The sequence below is a fragment of the Magnetovibrio blakemorei genome (genome assembly GCF_001746755.1).
Lineage (GTDB): Bacteria > Pseudomonadota > Alphaproteobacteria > Rhodospirillales > Magnetovibrionaceae > Magnetovibrio > Magnetovibrio blakemorei.
Genome location: NZ_MCGG01000078.1, coordinates 22,610 through 40,438 on the forward strand (window position 1 = coordinate 22,610; position 17,829 = coordinate 40,438).

Below are 17,829 nucleotides of genomic sequence, written 5' to 3' on the forward strand. Positions count from 1 at the left end.
ATGAAACGTCCATGGCACCAAAATAAAATTGCTTGGAAGCTGATTAAGGTCCTGGTTCTCTTCAGTTCGCTCATCACGTTGATAACGACGGGCGTACAGCTTTTATCGGAATACGACCGCGACCTGAGCACCATTGAAAAAAACTTTCAACTGGTGGAACGCAGCTACCTGGACAGCATCAGCGAAAACGTCTGGCAAGCTGACGTCGGGCGCTTGAATTTACAGGTCACCGGCATCGCCGAATTGCCCGATTTTCGTTACGTCGTAGTGCGTGACCAAAATGACGTTGTGTTGGCCAGTGCCGGCTTGCAAGCGCATCAGCAGTTCATTCATAAAGTCTATCCCTTAAGCTATACATTCCGCGATCAACATTTGGCCATCGGCAAGCTGGAAGTCGTTGCCAGCCTGGCTGCGGTTTATGAGCGCATTTGGGATCGGGTGGGTTTGATTTTAGTGGCCAACGCCATCAAAACGTTTTTGGTTGGATCGTTTATGTTTGGTGTTGTGTATTGGCTGTTGACCCGCCATTTGGGCGATATGGCGGCCTTTGCCCGGCGACTGGATTTCACCGCTACCCCTGAGCCTTTGACGTTGGTGCGCAAGCCCTTTAGCGGTCAGCCCGATGAGCTAGATCAGCTGGCAGAGGCGTTAAATGAGATGCAGGTGAAACTGTATAAATCTTATGACCAGTTGAACCGTTTCAACAGGGAACTTGAAAACCGCGTGCTCCAACGTACCCAGGAACTCACCATAGAAGCGGAAGAGCGCCGCTGGACGGCAGAACGTTTGGGACAAAGCGAAGCTCGCCTGCGCGACATTGTTGACGCCGGGTCCGATTGGGTGTGGGAAATGGATTCAGATCTCCGCTTCACCTATTTAAACGGCAAAGGTTTGCCACTGGGCGAAGATAGCCGTCAAAACATTATTGGACAGCGGCGCCAAGACATCACGTCTGACGATTGTACCTCCGAAGCCTGGCGGGCGCATTTGGACACCCTGGAAAACCATCGCGCCTTTCGCGACTTTGAATACAAGATCTTATCTGAAGAGGGAAATGAAAGGGACTTCCGCATCAGTGGCAAGCCCATTTTTGACAAGACCGGAGACTTTATAGGCTATCGGGGGGTGGGCACGGATATCACCCAAGAGCACGAAGTCGAGCGGACTATTGCCAAGGTCCAACAAGACTTAGCGGTAATGTCGTCCGCTATTCAGCAAAACCCTTCGATGATTTTCATCACCGACCGAAACGGCGACATCACGTACGTGAATGAAAAATTTACCGACGTTACCGGGTACACCCTCAACGATGTTCTCGGGCGCAATCCGCGCCTGCTCAAATCCCCGGACACCATTGCCCAAGTTCACAATGAAATGTGGAAAAGGCTCAATTCCGGCAAAGCATGGCGCGGAGAGTTAAAAGATGTGCGCAAGGACGGCACAACGTTTTGGGCCTATGCGACGATTGCGCCGGTAAAAAATGAGTGCGGTGAGATAACCCATTTTGTCGCCACCCATGAAGATATAACCGCTCGAAAAGCTGGGGAAATTCGGCTGCGCGAGGCCACCAAGCAAGCCAAGTTGGGCAGCCGGGCAAAGTCCGAATTGATGGCCAATATGTCCCATGAATTGCGCACCCCTTTAAACGCCATCATCGGTTTTTCAGATTCCATATTGTCCAGTGTGTTTGGTCCCTTGGGTCATGACCGTTATGAAAGTTATGTGCGAGACATCTACAACAGCGGCCACCATCTGTTGGACCTGATCAACGATATATTGGACGTATCCGCCATCGAGGCGGGCAAAATGGAGCTGCGCCCAGAGCCCTTGGACATCATCGATCTGGTGAAGGAGAGCATGAAGCTGATTCAGCATCGCGCCGATGCTGCGGGCGTGACGGTAGACCTGCACATCGATAACGATATACCCGGCTTTCTGGGTGACGAACGGCGCATCAAACAAATTTTGCTGAACTTGCTGTCGAACGCCGTCAAATTTACCCCGGAAAGGGGTCAGGTGACGTTGCGCGTGCAGCATGGGTCTGACGGCGGGCTGTGTTTTGAGGTCGAAGACACCGGCATCGGCATGGACAAAAAGGGCATCGAAACGGCCCTGTCGCAATTTGGCCAGGTGGACAGCACTTTGGCGCGTAAATACGAAGGCACGGGCCTGGGGCTGCCGTTGACAAAAAGCTTGGTCGAAGCGCACGGGGGGTTTTTGGAAATCCATTCCCGCCTGGGTCACGGCACAACGGTTATGGTGCAATTTCCCAGCCAGCGCTCCATCGATCTTGTGCCTCAAGCACATGAGGCACAAGTGAAATCACCGGACCAAAACGCCGGGGGGGAGCTGGCGGTTGTGTCCGGTGATCACGTGGACAAGAAAATCCCAATCGTGCACTAGGCACATTCGGAACCGTCTTGCCCGAACGGGCAAGGGTGTTATTCAGCCGCCGAATAGTGGTGGTGCGGCTGAACCGTCTTTTTAAAAATCTTTTTGAGCAAACGCATGTTGTTAAAAAGTACCGGCGGTAAAAACGCCACCGCGCCGACAAACAACACGATCACAGCCCCTGACGGATTGGAATTGAGCACTTGGGGGACGGTGTACGCCAAGGCACCCAGCACCGCCAAGCCCAACACCACCACGCGGGTGTTGGAACACGCCTGACAGTCCATGGACCGCTTTTTCACGTAATGAATGGCGTAATCATCAAACGTCTCGGCCCCTAAATAAATATTGCCGGAGCTTTCACAATAGTCGCGCAGATGAATCCCTGCCTGAACGTGGGTGGATTTGACGCCGAACAGCGCATGGTTTTGCGCCTTTTTCAGTTGGGCTTGTAATTGAATAATATGCTCATCGCCCTGGGCTTCAATCAGCGTGCTGGTAGACGAGAGGGCATCGAAAGAGAGGGGAGTCATGGGGGAGGTCCGCTTTCATGTGCTCTGATTACAGTCGTAGCCGTTGAGCTTAAGCCTTGCCGGAAGCGTCAATTCTGAACACGTCCCAGAAACTCGCCAAAGCCGTTGCTATGTTGCAGTGCACAATACAAAACTCAAGTCTCCCTGTCTACACTTTAGTGTGGGTTTTTTTACATGCCGTATCAATAAGAATATCAGAGAGTTAGGTGAAACCCGTATCGCGGGATGCGATTATTGCCCGAAAACATCATGTCAATGACGGCCCAAAAGGGTGTGGAGCAAAGCGCGTATGGCACCGCGTGTCGTCAACCGGATGGGGACATGGCAAATTGTCAATGGCGCAGACGTTGCCGGTCCGCGCGCTTAGCGTGATCGAATAATAGCCCGACAAATGGACCGCAAAAATGTTGTGTATGTGGAATCGCGGCGCGTTCACCACATCAATTACCGCCCTGAGCGTCCACAACCTTGGTACTGGCGCTAGGGGCATGCCGCGAAACGGAAACATAAAGCCCGACAGCAGGAGCGACGACACGCTGGCGTCCTGCGAAAATCTAGGCTATTGCTCCCCCCTTAAATCGATGCGCTCCGCGTGGAACGCACCAGACAGATCTCACCGGGGGGAAAAACCATGAATGCCGCAGACCTGAACACCAAATTTGCCATCGACGGACGCGTGTGTGTGGTCGAAGGCCCCGGCGGTTTGCCGATGATTGACATCACCACCGACAAGGCTCAAGCGCGCATTTCGCTTTATGCCGGTCAGGTGTTGTCGTTTAAGCCCACCGGACAGAGCACCGATCTGATGTTCTTGAGCGACACCGCTTATTATGCGCCGGGCAAGGCGATCAAAGGCGGTGCGCCCATTTGCTGGCCGTGGTTCGGCCCGGACCCCGAGGGCAAAGGCCGCCCCGGTCACGGCTTTGTGCGCAATCGACCGTGGAACCTGTTGGCCACCGAAGAACTTTCCGACGGCCGCATCCAAGTGCACGTGGGGCTACACGACACCCAAGAGACCCGCGCCATCTGGGATCAGGCTTTTGAATTGGAGCTCTGCGTCACCATCAGTGAGACGTTGGACGTGGCTCTCATCACCCGCAACACCGGCACCACGGCGTTTGCCTTGTCCCAAGCCCTGCACACCTATTTGGCTGTCGGCGATATTGCCAAGGCTCAGGTGATTGGGTTGGACGGCACGACCTACATCGACAAAATGGACGGCGGCGTCGAAAAAGTGCAGCACGGACCTGTCAAAATCGATGGCGAAACCGACCGTATTTACACGGGCGTCAGCGGCATGTTGCAGGTGGAAGACGCTGCCTTAAGTCGGTGCATCACCATCACGCCCCGGGGCAGCGCCAGCGCCGTGGTATGGAACCCCTGGGCTGCCACGGCGGCCTCCATGGGCGATTTGGGTGATGACGATTATAAGATCATGCTGTGCGTGGAATCCACCAACGCCGGACCCGACATCATCGACGTGGCCGCCGGTGGCGAACATAGCCTGGGCGTCACATACGCATTATCCCAGCTGTAATCGACGGTCTAATACGCTTCCAAATCGCCGCCTTTGACGTTTAGGGAATGACGCCAGAACTGGTCTTCCCGATCAAACAGGCGATAGGTGCCCCGTGGCCCCCAGGACCCGGCGCTGTAGGTGTTGATGAAATCGCGTTCCATGGCCCACACCTTCAAGATGGGATCGACCACGCGCCAAGACCATTCGACCTCGTCAAAGCGCAAAAACAGCGAATGATCGCCTTCCATGGCGTCCAACAACAGGCCTTCATAGGCATCGTACTCGTCCTCGCCTTCTTTGCGATAGGTGGCGTCCAGGCTGATGGTGCGGGTTTGCAGCTCAAGGCCCGGAATCTTCACCTGGATTTCCATCTTCAGGCAGTCGTCTGGCTGAATGCCCAACATGATCCAGTTGGGGCGCGGCGGTTCATGGCGGGTGGCGCGGAGCAAATCTTGGGGCGGGTTTTTAAAGCGGATCATAATGGCGGATGCATTTTCCGCCATGCGCTTGCCGGTGCGCAGGTAAAACGGCACCCCGGACCAGCGCCAGTTATCGATAAACACCTTCATGGCCGCATAGGTTTCGGTGGTGCTATCTGAGGCAACACCGGTTTCTTCCAGGTAGCCCGGAACCGGCTTTCCATCAATCGTACCGCTGGCGTATTGGCCGCGAAAGGCGTGGGCATGCACCGCGCTTTGGGAAATGGGACGAATGGTTTTGAGCACCTTGACCTTTTCATCCCGGAGATGTTCGGCAGCCAAAGACACCGGTGGTTCCATGGCGACCAGAGCCAAAAGTTGCATCAAATGGCTTTGGATCATGTCGCGCAACGCGCCGGAGCCTTCGTAATAATCGGCGCGTCCACCAACCCCTAAATTTTCCGAATGGGTGATCTGCACGTGATCGATGTAGTGCCGGTTCCACAACGGTTCCAGCAGCATGTTGGCGAAGCGGAACACCATCACGTTTTGCACCGTACCCTTGCCGACATAGTGGTCGATGCGAAAAATTTGCGGCTCGTTTAAGTGTTTGTAGAGGCTCTTTTGCAAGCTTTGAGCGCTCAACAGGTCATAGCCGAAGGGCTTTTCAATGACCACCCGCCGAGTCCCGGCGGTTTGTTTGAGCAAGCCGACATTGCCCAACGCATCGATGATGACGGGAAACTCAGACGGGCGCACCGCCATGTAAAAAACCACATCGGTGGGGTAATTTGCGTCTTCGTCCAAAAGCACCTTGAGGCGGTTATAGGATTCGGCGTCGCCAATGGGCGTAGCGTGATACTGGTGACGGGTTTTAAACTTCTCGAACGTGGCCTTGTCGTAGCCTTTGGGGTACTTGGCCTTGATGATGCCTTCGACTTCACCGACCCATTCGTCGCGGCTGCGTTCTTCCAATCCGGCGGACAGAATCACCATCTTTTCCGGTAACACGTTGGCCTGCTCCAAGCGAAACAGCGCAGGGATCAGCTTCAACCGGGACAAGTTGCCGTTGGCGCCGAAAATCATCAAGGTACACGGGGCGAGGGTTTTCATGGGTCAGTTCCTCACTTGGCTTTGACGGCGTGACCGCCAAAGGCATTGCGCATCAACGACAACAGCCTAAATCCGTAACCTTCTTCATCCTGACTGGCGAAGCGCATTTGCAACGCCAAGGTCAGCACCGGTGCGGCGACGCCTTGTTCGACAGATTCCATCACCGTCCAGCGGCCCTCGCCGGAATCGGCAACGTATGGGGCAACGCTCTTTAAATCCTGATCACCCTTCAACGCTTCGGCGGTTAAGTCCAACAACCAACTGCGCACCACCGATCCATGACGCCACAGCTCGGTGACTTCGCCCAAATCCAGGTCGAATTCTTTTTTGCCTTTGAGCAGATCCAACCCTTCGGCCAGGGCCTGCATCATGCCGTACTCGATGCCGTTGTGGATCATTTTGGTGAAGTGACCCGAACCCACCGGGCCAACATGGGACCAGCCCGTGTCGGGGGCCGGAGCCAGGGCTTTGAGGAACGGCTCGACGGTTTTGGCCACGGCGGGTGCTGCGCCCACCATCAGACAATAGCCGTTGTCCAAACCCCACACGCCGCCGGACGTTCCCGCGTCCATAAAGCCGATACCGTGTTCCGCCAACCAAGCACCATGGCGTTGAGAATCTTTGTAATTGGAGTTGCCGCCATCAATGATGATATCGCCTTTGGACAGCATCGGGGCTAAGGCTTTGATTTGGGACTCGGTTGCTTCACCGCTGGGCACCATCAGCCAGACAATGCGCGGGGCGGACAGTTTGGACACCGCGTCTTCAACGGATGTGGCCCCGACCATGGCGCAATCTTGGACAAGACCGTCCACCACCTGGGCGTCGCGGTCATAGCCAGCCACGTCGATCCCCGCGCGGCGCAAACGCCGCACCATGTTGCCGCCCATCTTGCCTAAGCCAATCATAGCAAACTGCATCCTGCGTCTCCCTCTGTCCTTGTGCCCGCGTGTCCGCGTGAAGCTGGAATCACCCCCTTAAGCGGTGTATAAGAACCCTCTTAACCTCTTAAGTTTTAGGATGATGCGCCTATTTTGTTCACGGCTCAAGTTTCCCAAATGTTACGCTGGCACAGCTTCACGGACGGCGCTCATCTAGAGCACGCTGCCCTGAACATGATCCAGGACGCCGCTCAGACGGCTCTGACCCAGCGGGGCGCATTTCACATTGTCCTGGCGGGGGGGCGCACGCCCCAGCGGGTCTATGGCGCGCTGAAGGATTTGACGACCGATTGGTCGGCTTGGCACATCTATTTCGGCGACGAGCGATGCCTGCCCCCAGACAACACGGAGCGCAACAGCTTGATGGCCGCCGACGCCTGGCTGGATCACCTCGCCATTCCTCCTGCCCACGTGCACGTCATTCCCGCTGAGTTGGGCGGCGAAGCGGCGGCGCGCGCCTACAGCCAAACGTTAGCAGGCGTGGACGCATTTGATTTGGTGCTGCTGGGCCTGGGCGAAGACGGCCACACGGCCAGCCTGTTTCCGGGCCAAGATTGGGGCGAAACCCAAACCGCCCCCGCCGCCTTGGCCGTTTCCAACGCCCCCAAACCCCCACCTCATCGCGTATCGCTGAGCGCCCAGCGCCTGTCCAACGCCCGCCAAGTGGTGTTTTTGATCACCGGAACCGCCAAAATCCCCGCCGTCACCGCCTGGCAAAAGGGAGACCCACTTCCTGCCGCCGCCATTAAGCCGGCCGCTGGCGTCGATGTGTTGGTGGATTTTGCGGTGTGATGATTTGTTTGTGCCCAGAAAATAAGAAACCCCGCAAACCCTTGCATGGCAAGGACTTCCGGGGCTTCTGTGATTATGGCGGAGAGGGCGGGACACTCCGTCTTTACGGATTAAGTCATTTAAAGCATTGTGTTTATTGTCAAAATGCCTACATTGTAGGTGGTAAACATAGGTGGTAATAATGACTAAAAACATCCTTAAACAGCACCTCAAGTGGTATGCAGTTCTCGAAATTCCAAAGGACTTACGGGGGCATTTTGGAAAGGCCCGGTTCAAGGAAACCCTTAAAACTGACAGCGAGGCAATTGCCCGCCGCCGTGCTGCACCTCTCATTGCGACGTGGAAGGGAAAGATTGAAGCGGCAAGAACGGGAACCGACGATTCGGTCCTTCAGGACATTAAATTCTGGCAACATGCCCTATCCACCACGACCACTGAAGATGAGGAAACCATCATTCGGGACTTTGCTGTTGAAGCTGCTGAGAAGCTTGAACTTCAAGAGGAAGGCGCTGGGGTTCGTATGTACAAAACGATCATTGGTGAACTCATTCCCACTGATCAATACATTGATGAATGGCTGGCTTCCCTTTCCGATACATCCAAGACAAAAGACATGAAGCGCCGTGAGGTCGAACGGTTCGCCGTGGTCTTCCCTACACTCGACACCATCACAAAGAAGGCCGTGAAGCGTTGGTGTGTTGGGTTGATGGGCGAAGGCGGATTGAAGCTGAAGACCATCACCAAGAATTTATCATTCCTGAGAAGCTATTGGTCCTACTTGGAATCTGTCGAGGTTGTGAGTGATGAATACGAACCCTTGCACAATCTTGGCTTCAGTACCAAATCAAGCAAAGCATCTAAGCAGGACGAAACCGTTCCCTTCAGTGCTGGGGATGTGGTGAAGCTTCGTGCTGAAGCTGAGAAGAAAAAAGACACGAAACTTGTGGACCTGATAACGCTGGCAATGTGGTCAGGTGCTCGAATCGAGGAACTGTGTTCCCTGACCGAGGCACTGGACCAAATGAAGGGCGGAAACACTTGGGAACCTGTTGATTACCATAGTGATTTCTGAGTGCTGTTAAATTTTAACACTTGTAGTCAACGCGGCTCCCGGCAGTAGCCTGAAAAACCAGCAGAAAACGACTGAGCGCGAACCAAATGAATTTTCAACACGTTGCCTCATCAGCCAGTTTGGCATGAGGCCAGTATTTCGAAGAAAGACACGATTATGACAGAACAAACACACATCATCATTCATACCGATGGTGCTTGCAGCGGCAACCCCGGCCCCGGTGGCTTGGGGGTCGTGATACAAGGTCGCATCCCTTGTGGTATGGTTGGGGCTTTATCGTTTCCGGATACTTTTGTGTTGGGTAAAGAGACCTTGTAATCTCAATATGTGGCTGGCAACCGTAGCTACCACCAACCATTCTTCACAACAACAAGAACACCATAACTTAAAATTGCACTTGATTGAAGATTGTTTCCCGTTGAGTATCTCAACCATATATTTACCACAAAGTCGTCTATAAATCTTGTGGTTTACAATAAGTTATAGGGGGAGCCGATGAATAATAAGGGGGCGATAATGAACCGTGAACTGATTGGTGGCCTGTTCGGCTGGGGTTCGATAATCGCCAGCTTTGCTTCAGTGTATTACCTCTATCAGCTGATGATGAATGATGGTCCAGCCAAGCCCCTAATCATTGCCACCGTTGTGGCGTTCGTATGCAAGGGGTTTGCTCGCAAATATACAAACGTCGAACAGGTTAAATCATCTCGTCAGGTATCATCCCCCGCCTTGGACATCGTCGGGGATTATGCTGACTACATTGCCGAGAACTCGATTGGCGATGAAATCCGTGATGTGTCAGCCCTTCCCCATCCGAAGGAGGACATTCTTCAAGCAATGCTCAACGAAGCGCGGGCTGATATAGACGAAAATCGGCGTGAGGCGCTTATTATCTGCACGATGATGCTTGCCGATTTCCAAGAAGGTGTTGGAGAGAAGCCCCTAACACGCTTGGGCATAAACCTGTCAGCCCCGTTGGCGGAAGGCGAGGATATCCGTGCGCTCGCAAGCAGGATTGCGAATAACCCTGACAAGGGGCGGTTCGATGAGTTCGAGGCACGAGCCAACGCCGAACGGCTCCAGATTAGTGACCAGCTTCATGCCGCAATAGGAGGTTAACTTCCAGCACTGTTACTGGAACATCATCAGAGCAATGATTTGATGCCGATGACACACGGAAGAGACCTGGGCACAGATGTCTCTTATTGGGATGGTCTATTTAAGCATAATCGGTAAAATGTAGGTGGTAAATATAGGTGGTAACCAGAAATGAGAAACCCCGCAAACCCTTTATTAATAAGGACTTGCGGGGTCTTCGTGATTATGGCGGAGAGGGCGTCCGCTAAAGTAATGTTTTAATTAGATCATATTCGTATATATGTTATATAATTATCAGTAAGTTATATACATATTTGTCTATCTTTGTCCAATGCTATCAGGGTATAATTTGTACTCCATTTTGTACCCCAACCTGTACCCCACATCAAAGAGGCTAGCAATGGCACAAGGAATCCACCGCCTAACGGATAAGCAGATCAAGAACGCCAGCAAGGACCTCAATGATGGCGGAAACCTTTGGCTTCTAATCAGACGTGAAACCAAGGTCTGGGCGTTTCGCTATATGCTTAACGGCAAATCCAGAAAGGCAGGTCTAGGATCTTATCCTACAGTTTCACTTGCTATGGCCCGCGAAACAGCTTCCCAGTACAGGCAATGGCTCTCTCAGGGCATTGATCCCTTGGATCAAAAGGACAAGCAACAAGCAGAAGCCAGTAAAGTGATGCCCACTTTCACCTCAGCAGCAGCAAGGTTCATTTTAACCAACCGCCATGAATGGAAAAGCAGGAAACATGCTAGGCAATGGATTTCCACCATCAGAACCTACGCCAAGCCAAAGATTGGTAAGAAGCTGGTCTCAGATGTCTCAACTGAAGACGTACAGGCCATTCTATCGCCCATATGGACCAGCAAGACCGAAACCGCCAAACGTGTTCAGGGGCGCATTGAGAGAGTCCTAGATTGGGCTACAGCGATGAAATACCGAACTGGAGAAAATCCTGCCAGGTGGTCAGGTAATCTTGATCAGATCTACCCTTCCCCGAACAAGGTTAAAAAGCTGAATAATGGTGGCAATGAGAATCATCAGTCAGCTTTGCCCTATCAGGACCTGCCAGCATTCTACGATGGCCTTAAAGACAAAGACGGAAATTCAGTCAAAGCCCTTAAATTCCTTATCCTCACAGCCTGCAGATCAGGTGAAGTGCTAAACGCCACATGGGATGAAATCGACCTAGCGAACAAGACCTGGACCATCCCAGCTAGCCGTATGAAGGCTGGATCTGAACACCGTATTCCATTGACCGATAAGATGATCGGCATCTTGGAATCAGTCCCACGATTTAGCGACTTTGTTTTTGCAGGAAACAGGCATAACAGACCCCTCTCAGGCATGGCAATGCTGACCATGATGCGTAAGATGGGATACGTTAAAGGAGGCCAGCACCCTGCCTATGTGCCTCATGGCTTTAGGTCATCATTCAGGGATTGGTGCGAGGAACAATCCAGCGCACCCCATGGCGTTATTGAGAGGGCTCTGGCACATACGATTAGGGATGCCACAGAGAGGGCTTATAACCGTGGTGATCTGTTCGATAAGCGCAGGTCTCTTATGCAATCTTGGGGGCAGTTTGTTGCAGATCAACGTAACAACGTCATTACTATGACTAGGGACGTATCCTGATGGCCCCGCAAAACAAGCCCCCTACAAATCCCATCGCACCACTGCATGGAAAAATGCCAGATTTAGACATTCCGTCTGAGTTATTTGCACCAAACCATTCGACCAAGTCCTTCCAATCTCAGTGTTTGAGCATTCAGGGAAATGTCGCCTACGCTGGGGAGGTCTTCGAGAAGGTTAGGGTAAACGGAAAGGGCAACCCACTTTTCGACAACAAAGAGGAGTTCCTTCAACAGCTTGACGCTGCCCTCTTGGAGTTCCAAATGTCCAGGTCCAGTGTCGTCCCGGACGCATCTGGAGACCTCAATGATCAACGGAAATTCTTCACGCGCCTTCAGAAGGCTGTGAGCAAACTGAATGATGTCTTGGATGAAATGCATGAGAACCATTCAAGGCAGTTGGCTCATGCAGGGTTTGTTCTACCTCAACACCTCACTGGCGAAGGGCTAGACAATGATTTTATTCGGCAAGCAAGGAACCTTAATACCGCAGCAGTTAAGGTTCGTGAAGATTTAACGAACAAGAACATTGGGCGGCATGCTGAACTGTATTTGCTAATCGAGCAGCTGGCTGAGATGCACAAAGACTGGCCGACCATAACGACCAGCCACCACAATAAGGATAACAGTGGGGTATTCTTCGACCTGGTCAAAGCGGTTTACCCTTTGGTCAACCTCTCAAACGCAGAGTCCATCACCGACAATACAATCGTTAATGGGATAAAATTAGCCCATAAATCGTAAATTTATACCCATTATCCGCCTACTCCACCTTGCTTTATTCATCGTACTTCCTGAAACGATATAGGACTACGAACGATGAAAAAAGAAATCCAGCCACGCCTGATGCGCATGCGTCAACTCACCGACTACACCGCCATGTCCAGGGCGCATCTATACCATAAGATAGCAGAAGGCGACTTGAACCCGGGTTATATGATCAGCCCCGGTATTAGGGTATGGGAAAAATCGGAGATCGATGCCTGGCTTGATAAACGAATGGGGAGAGCCTGAAATGGAAAACCCCACCACCGCCAAGAAGGCAAATGCTGAGGCTCTCGATATTGACAGCGAGATCATAGCACAAGATGAGCACCAGAGCACCCAAAAAGCCCCTAACCAGGCAATCCAAAATCCAGCCATTACGGATTACAAAGCACTGTTGCTAAAAATTGAGAAAACCATTCAGGCATCGCCCGATTCAATTATCCCCAATGGCGAGATACATCGATTTGATGTTGATAAAACTGGCGACCAGAAAGGCTGGTATGCTTGCCATACCAAAGAAGCATATTCATATGCCTTCTATGGCGATTGGAGCAAAGGTGAAACTCACCGTTGGGATTCCGTGGGGAGCACAAGTGTCAGCCAGGCACAAAAGTCTGATATAAAAGCCGCCATGGAGGCATCTTTAAAGCAACTTGATGAGAAGCGCAGCACAGAGCAAGCTGAGATTGCTGACAAATGCCAAGAATTATGGAATGCCCTTGATGATGCATCTGATGACCACCCATACCTTAAAGCCAAAGGTGTGAAAGCCCACGGCATAAAAATTCACCCAAACGACAATCTCCTCATCATCCCGGTCTTTATTGGCGGAAAAATATCGTCACTTCAACGCATTGATGCCACTGGCAAGAAGAAATTTCGCCCAGGCGGCAAAATTTCAGGCGGAGGATACTTGATAGGCAAGGTAGGTCCGCTGATGCTGCTCTGCGAAGGCTATGCAACAGGAGCAACATTACATGAAGCCACAGACTTGCCAACCATCGTAGCCTTTAATGCTGGCAACCTTCCAAAGATCGCAACGTCGTTAAAGACAGCGTATCCAGAAACTCGCTTTGTCATCTGTGCTGATAACGACCAATTCACATCTGGGAATCCAGGCATCACAAAAGCCCGTGAAGCAGCAGAAATTTTATCTGCTCCCGTCGCTTACCCACGTTTTAAAGGCCCAGATATTCAAAAACATGGGAGGCCTACCGATTGGAACGATTATCATCAGATTTACGGGTTGGAGGCTGTTCAAAACGCACTAAAGCCCAAAATCAAAAAAGCTGAACATTCGGGCAAACTCTTTACCGACCTCACCGATCTAACCAAAAATCTCGCACCACCTGACTACCTCATCGATGATCTAATCGAACGCGATACTATTGGGGGCTTTATTGGCTCTTCAGAAGTAGGCAAGAGCTTCATGGGGGTTGATATTTCTAGTGCTGTCGCAACAGGTACTAAGTTTGCGAACAAAGGGGCCAAGCTAGGATCGGTTCTTTACCTGGCTGGAGAAGGCCAGTATGGAATCGCCAGACGTTTCAAAGGGTGGGAGCAGCGCACTGGAATTCAAATCGATCCTGGCCGCATTCACATCAGCGCTAAAACGGTTACCTTGGATTCTGCGGGAGCTAAGGAGATCTTGTCCGCTTTGGAAGAAATGGGATTAGGCATTGATCTTGTGATCGTTGATACCTTGGCTCGACATATGTGTGGTGAAGAAAACAGCAATACTGCAATGGGCGATTTCATCAAACAGCTTGATAAGGTCCGTGACGAATATGGGTGTACTTTCGCTATTATGCACCACACAGGCCACAGCTCAGATAATTCAAACCGTGCACGCGGGGCCAGTGCCTTTTATGCATCGCTTGATTTTGAGTTTCTGTTAAAGGCCCCTAAGAATGGTCCACGGACATTTGAAGGGACCAAGAATAAGGAAGGCCCGTTATACCCAAAGCGAACCTTCAACCTCACTCCAATTGAATTGGATGGCCTCAATCAAGACAATGGCGACCCTGTTACAACAGCCATTATCGAGTGGGGCGATTTTGTCTCAGAGGCCAAAGGGACTGACGCAAACAATGGTTCAAATGCCGCCTATCATAGCTTGAAGGGTGCCTTAGCCAATCAGGCTATCTTCAATCAAATCTCCCTGGACGACTGGCGAGAATATGCATACCAGAATAGTACCCGTGCGAACCAAAACTCTAAACGTGCTGAATTCAACTCTTTCAAGACGAAGCTCATAAATGACGAGGTTATTGCAATGTCTGATGAGGATAAAATTGTGCGGGTGTTGGACCAAGATCTAATTGATCTTGGAGATATCCAGGGTGTTGAAAAACCTGGAGCAGATGGTTGATACACTTCAATTGGTAGTACCGAACCGTACGTACTCCCACCCCCGTAGGGGGTGGAGTACGCTACGGTTCGTGTACCAAAAAGAAATAAAAAACACCCTGTAACAAACCACCCCATATTCCAGACTCACCCCAACTGAATCCCCAGCCCCACCTTCATAGATACCATGTTAAAACATCATCAAGCACTGGCCATTCGGCATTAGATGCGACACTTAACATCCCAGTGTCCCTACGGCTGAACAAGGCTCAGGTTTAAAACCATCTTCAATGATGTTATTTGCAGCATTTTCAAAGCAAACCCTATTCCTTCCACTAGAGATGCACCCTTGGCGATCTTCAGGCCGATAGCATGGGCCATGAGCATGCGGGCCAAACGTGGTTTGACCTTCGTCTTAATGTTTAATGAAATAAAATCCCCATAACCAATCAGAACTTTTGCTTCGCCTTCATTTGCTCAAGCATGCGATCTGAGGCATCGTTAAATTCCTCTATGGAAATATCAACACAGTTCTTTAGTTTGATTGGTTCTATGTCCTCAGATCTTCCAAAATCGATAACTTCAAGAGTTTGTCTATTGATCACAAAATTTTCAAATCCTAAATTTTCATATCCAAAATAATAGTGGGTGGTTGTTGCATCCCTTAACCAACCACTCAATACAAAGTCATCATGTCGAGTGCTGGCTGTTATGGATGCCGAGTATGTGGCTGGATGGAATAGAGCGGCAGGGTCATCCGAATAGAATTTTCTTTTTATAAGGAAGTAGCGTTCGTTTTGCCCTGCAGGAACAAACTTAGCAGCGTATGAAGGGTTTGACGTTTGACATTTGATAGATAACATCGACACTAAATAAAGCAGATATCTATCAACCAACCACACAGAACCCTGTATAATAACTACTGCAACGGACAGAATTACTGCCCGGTAGTAAAAGCTTCTCATGGTTCCCCCAGGAAAGTCGACAAACACTATCTTCAATTTATCATGCTAAAGAGCCGCTTGCAAAACTCAAAAAGCAGCCGAATTAAGCTGCTACGGGGCGAAAATATTATTTGCAAACGATTTCTAGAAGAGCCCCAGCTACTGACTTTAGGCGAGGATGCTCCCACTTTGACGGAGGGGTGTAAGGAGTAGGGGATCCCTTAGCCATTGGTTCCGTGTGAGCAAGCCTATGTAAACGAATGAACTTAAACGACTTACAGTCTGCCTGTTTATAATCCTGCACTGAGAGTGCCCCCCCTTGGGGGTGTAAAAAGTCAGTCAAATCCCAGAAATAAACATACCCATTCTGTTTTTTAATTCTCTCAAAATCGATATAAAAAGTATCCCCAATATCATTACCACCCACTTTTGACCAATCAGCAAAACTGGTGGATGGAAACATCACAGCCATAAATATTGCTAACGTTATTTTTTTCATTCTGCTTCCCGTTTACTGCCTGAATACCAGCTTCGGTTGATGTTAAAAATACGCATATTTATAAATACATCTAGTGTCCGGGAATATTAGGACAAAGATCAGAAATACCAATTCGAATTTGATATCCGTCTGAATAAACGCAAACCTTATTTACACCATCAAGATAACTATCAACTGCCGAACCAGCAGTAGCTGCAAATGGTGCAGTCAATAAAGCTAAAAGGAAAAATAATCTATACATGCATATCTCCAGTTACAGTAAGAAAAATTACAAATGATGCTTTGAAGTAAGTTGCTTTTTAATACCCCCTAGGGATATTAAATAATCACAGTAATTATTGACGTTTTCATCTGGTTCCCCCTTGGCAGATATATGCTAATGGCACGAACGTACACCAAATTTCACCAATTATAAGTAGTCTTTATGCGCTATCAGCTCACTCAAATATTGTTGCCTGTGACGATTTTTTAAAATTGGGTACGGGTGCAGTAATAACCAGCTGGGCTAGCCCCATTGGAAACCACCCCCCCCCCCCGACTAATCTGCAAACGATCTTTCACACACCAGGCAAGCCTGGTCAGGTTCCAACAATGCTATCCTATAGGAGACTTATTTATGCGTGATACCATCAAAGCTCTGTTCGCATCCATCCGCAACCTTTTGGGCGTTTTTGACGCATCCACTGAAGGTCTGCATACATTTGCTAAGGGCATTAATCCTTACGGCCAAGCTTTCGCAAGTGTTGGAGAAATGGTAAATGATACTGTTGCACAAGCTCGCGAAGTGCAAATTCGCGAGCATGCCAAACTTCTCGAAAACTTGTAACCACTATCACCCAGGAGCCCTCCGGTTCCTGGTCTTTTTGTACACTTCACCAGAAAGTGGCTGTAAAGACCTTATCCTTTACAGCCGATAAACCACGGGCTACCAGTGTTCAACAAACTACACCCTATTAAGGCTAGGACATTTGCCATGGAAATTAACGGAAAGATCATCGAAATCCTCGAAGCTAAATCAGGGCAGTCCGCCAAGGGTACATGGCGCAAACAACAATATGTTCTTGAAACCGAAGACCAGTACCCAAAGAAGATTTGCTTTATGGTCTGGGGTGACAAAATCGATGAATTCGGCATCAAGCAGGGCGATAAACTTATGGTCTCAATAGACCTGGAGAGCCGTGAATTTAACGGACGCTGGTATACGGACGTTAAGGCCTGGAAGATTTCACGGGGCGACAGCAAGGCTGATGATACACAGTTCTCAAGTTCTGGGGATTACGGCAGTACACAGTCCTCGAATCCACCACCTACATTTGATGATGACGAAATCCCCTTCTGAATCAAACACCCTCTAAAACCGCCTCAGAGACTCGTACGGAATCGTTAGCTAAACACACCAGCCCCATATCCTCTACATCGCAGTTGATTCTCAGAGGGCTTTGCTCGGGCTTACAGGGCCTGTTAGATAAAAATTACATACCTTTGCAATCCGATAGACCGTCGCTAAGGGGCTTTGCCCCTACCGCGCTCAACCCTGCGGCCACCCCATCTTCGTTCGCTACGCTCCCTGCAGACGGGTCCCCTGAGCCTCAGGTTGACCTTGGCTCCCCATTCTCGCCGAAGGGCAGAAGGCCAAATGGGATTTGACCTTAAATATTTAAGAATCTTGTTGAGTTCAAAATAGGACGTCTACATTGGGGTGTTTGGCTAACGTTGTTTCAGCCCTATAAAAAGGTCTGCTTATGGCTCATTA

General features: G+C 50.5%; 18 protein-coding genes. 12 read left to right on the top strand and 6 right to left on the bottom strand.

Translation table 11 applies throughout. The features are described 5' to 3' along the window. Positions 1–2,403 carry a PAS domain S-box protein gene (locus tag BEN30_RS16305; RefSeq protein ID WP_069959368.1) on the top strand — a complete coding sequence of 801 codons (2,403 nt, stop codon included), beginning with the start codon at positions 1–3 and terminating at the stop codon, positions 2,401–2,403. A 38-nt stretch (positions 2,404–2,441) separates the two neighbouring features. On the opposite strand, the gene BEN30_RS16310 is transcribed toward BEN30_RS16305, so the two are convergent. Beyond that, positions 2,442–2,924: a hypothetical protein gene (locus BEN30_RS16310; RefSeq protein WP_069959369.1), complete on the bottom strand. Its 483-nt coding sequence runs from the start codon at positions 2,922–2,924 to the stop codon at positions 2,442–2,444. A gap of 631 nt (positions 2,925–3,555) precedes the next feature. Between BEN30_RS16310 and BEN30_RS16315 the strand changes: the two genes are divergently transcribed. After that, complete coding sequence (locus tag BEN30_RS16315) at positions 3,556–4,461, top strand: D-hexose-6-phosphate mutarotase (RefSeq protein WP_069959370.1); 906 nt, start codon at positions 3,556–3,558, stop codon at positions 4,459–4,461. 8 nt (positions 4,462–4,469) lie between these two features. On the opposite strand, the gene zwf is transcribed toward BEN30_RS16315, so the two are convergent. Together zwf and gnd are read right to left on the bottom strand one after the other, a co-directional pair. After that, positions 4,470–5,975 (bottom strand): glucose-6-phosphate dehydrogenase, encoded by a 1,506-nt coding sequence (zwf, locus tag BEN30_RS16320; protein WP_069959371.1) that lies wholly within the window; start codon positions 5,973–5,975, stop codon positions 4,470–4,472. Between the two features lie 11 nt (positions 5,976–5,986). Beyond that, on the bottom strand, positions 5,987–6,895 hold the full coding sequence (gene gnd, locus BEN30_RS16325) for a phosphogluconate dehydrogenase (NAD(+)-dependent, decarboxylating) (RefSeq protein ID WP_069959372.1): 909 nt from the start codon (positions 6,893–6,895) through the stop codon (positions 5,987–5,989). A 138-nt stretch (positions 6,896–7,033) separates the two neighbouring features. Here gnd and pgl point away from each other — a divergent pair, with 138 nt between their 5' ends. The 8 genes from pgl to BEN30_RS16360 all read left to right on the top strand — a co-directional run bounded on the left by pgl (position 7,034) and on the right by BEN30_RS16360 (position 14,655). Beyond that, positions 7,034–7,708: a 6-phosphogluconolactonase gene (gene pgl, locus BEN30_RS16330; RefSeq protein ID WP_069959373.1), complete on the top strand. Its 675-nt coding sequence runs from the start codon at positions 7,034–7,036 to the stop codon at positions 7,706–7,708. Positions 7,709–7,889: 181 nt separating this feature from the next. Then, positions 7,890–8,780, top strand: a complete 891-nt coding sequence (locus BEN30_RS16335) for a DUF6538 domain-containing protein (protein WP_069959374.1) — start codon at positions 7,890–7,892, stop codon at positions 8,778–8,780. Between the two features lie 156 nt (positions 8,781–8,936). After that, the gene (locus BEN30_RS18890; RefSeq protein ID WP_211563460.1) at positions 8,937–9,098 is read left to right on the top strand and encodes a ribonuclease HI; all 162 of its coding nucleotides are present in this window, start codon (positions 8,937–8,939) and stop codon (positions 9,096–9,098) included. A 198-nt stretch (positions 9,099–9,296) separates the two neighbouring features. Continuing rightward, the gene (locus BEN30_RS16340) at positions 9,297–9,899 is read left to right on the top strand and encodes a hypothetical protein (protein WP_139135095.1); all 603 of its coding nucleotides are present in this window, start codon (positions 9,297–9,299) and stop codon (positions 9,897–9,899) included. A gap of 379 nt (positions 9,900–10,278) precedes the next feature. Then, the gene (locus BEN30_RS16345; RefSeq protein WP_069959480.1) at positions 10,279–11,520 is read left to right on the top strand and encodes a tyrosine-type recombinase/integrase; all 1,242 of its coding nucleotides are present in this window, start codon (positions 10,279–10,281) and stop codon (positions 11,518–11,520) included. Next, entirely contained in the window at positions 11,520–12,260 is a 741-nt protein-coding gene (locus BEN30_RS16350) for a hypothetical protein (protein ID WP_069959376.1), read from the top strand. Before BEN30_RS16345 ends, BEN30_RS16350 begins: the two co-directional genes overlap by 1 nt. A gap of 75 nt (positions 12,261–12,335) precedes the next feature. Then, on the top strand, positions 12,336–12,530 hold the full coding sequence (locus BEN30_RS16355) for a helix-turn-helix transcriptional regulator (protein WP_069959377.1): 195 nt from the start codon (positions 12,336–12,338) through the stop codon (positions 12,528–12,530). Between the two features lies 1 nt (position 12,531). Beyond that, entirely contained in the window at positions 12,532–14,655 is a 2,124-nt protein-coding gene (locus tag BEN30_RS16360) for an AAA family ATPase (RefSeq protein WP_069959378.1), read from the top strand. A 427-nt stretch (positions 14,656–15,082) separates the two neighbouring features. On the opposite strand, the gene BEN30_RS16365 is transcribed toward BEN30_RS16360, so the two are convergent. The 3 genes from BEN30_RS16365 to BEN30_RS18740 all read right to left on the bottom strand — a co-directional run bounded on the left by BEN30_RS16365 (position 15,083) and on the right by BEN30_RS18740 (position 16,317). Continuing rightward, the gene (locus BEN30_RS16365; protein ID WP_139135096.1) at positions 15,083–15,598 is read right to left on the bottom strand and encodes a hypothetical protein; all 516 of its coding nucleotides are present in this window, start codon (positions 15,596–15,598) and stop codon (positions 15,083–15,085) included. A gap of 106 nt (positions 15,599–15,704) precedes the next feature. After that, positions 15,705–16,076, bottom strand: a complete 372-nt coding sequence (locus BEN30_RS16370) for a surface-adhesin E family protein (RefSeq protein ID WP_069959380.1) — start codon at positions 16,074–16,076, stop codon at positions 15,705–15,707. Positions 16,077–16,146: 70 nt separating this feature from the next. After that, positions 16,147–16,317: a hypothetical protein gene (locus BEN30_RS18740; RefSeq protein ID WP_170827101.1), complete on the bottom strand. Its 171-nt coding sequence runs from the start codon at positions 16,315–16,317 to the stop codon at positions 16,147–16,149. Positions 16,318–16,692: 375 nt separating this feature from the next. Between BEN30_RS18740 and BEN30_RS16375 the strand changes: the two genes are divergently transcribed. Together BEN30_RS16375 and BEN30_RS16380 are read left to right on the top strand one after the other, a co-directional pair. Next, positions 16,693–16,902: a hypothetical protein gene (locus BEN30_RS16375; RefSeq protein ID WP_069959381.1), complete on the top strand. Its 210-nt coding sequence runs from the start codon at positions 16,693–16,695 to the stop codon at positions 16,900–16,902. 147 nt (positions 16,903–17,049) lie between these two features. After that, positions 17,050–17,415: a DUF3127 domain-containing protein gene (locus tag BEN30_RS16380; protein ID WP_069959481.1), complete on the top strand. Its 366-nt coding sequence runs from the start codon at positions 17,050–17,052 to the stop codon at positions 17,413–17,415. Positions 17,416–17,829: the final 414 nt, after the last annotated feature.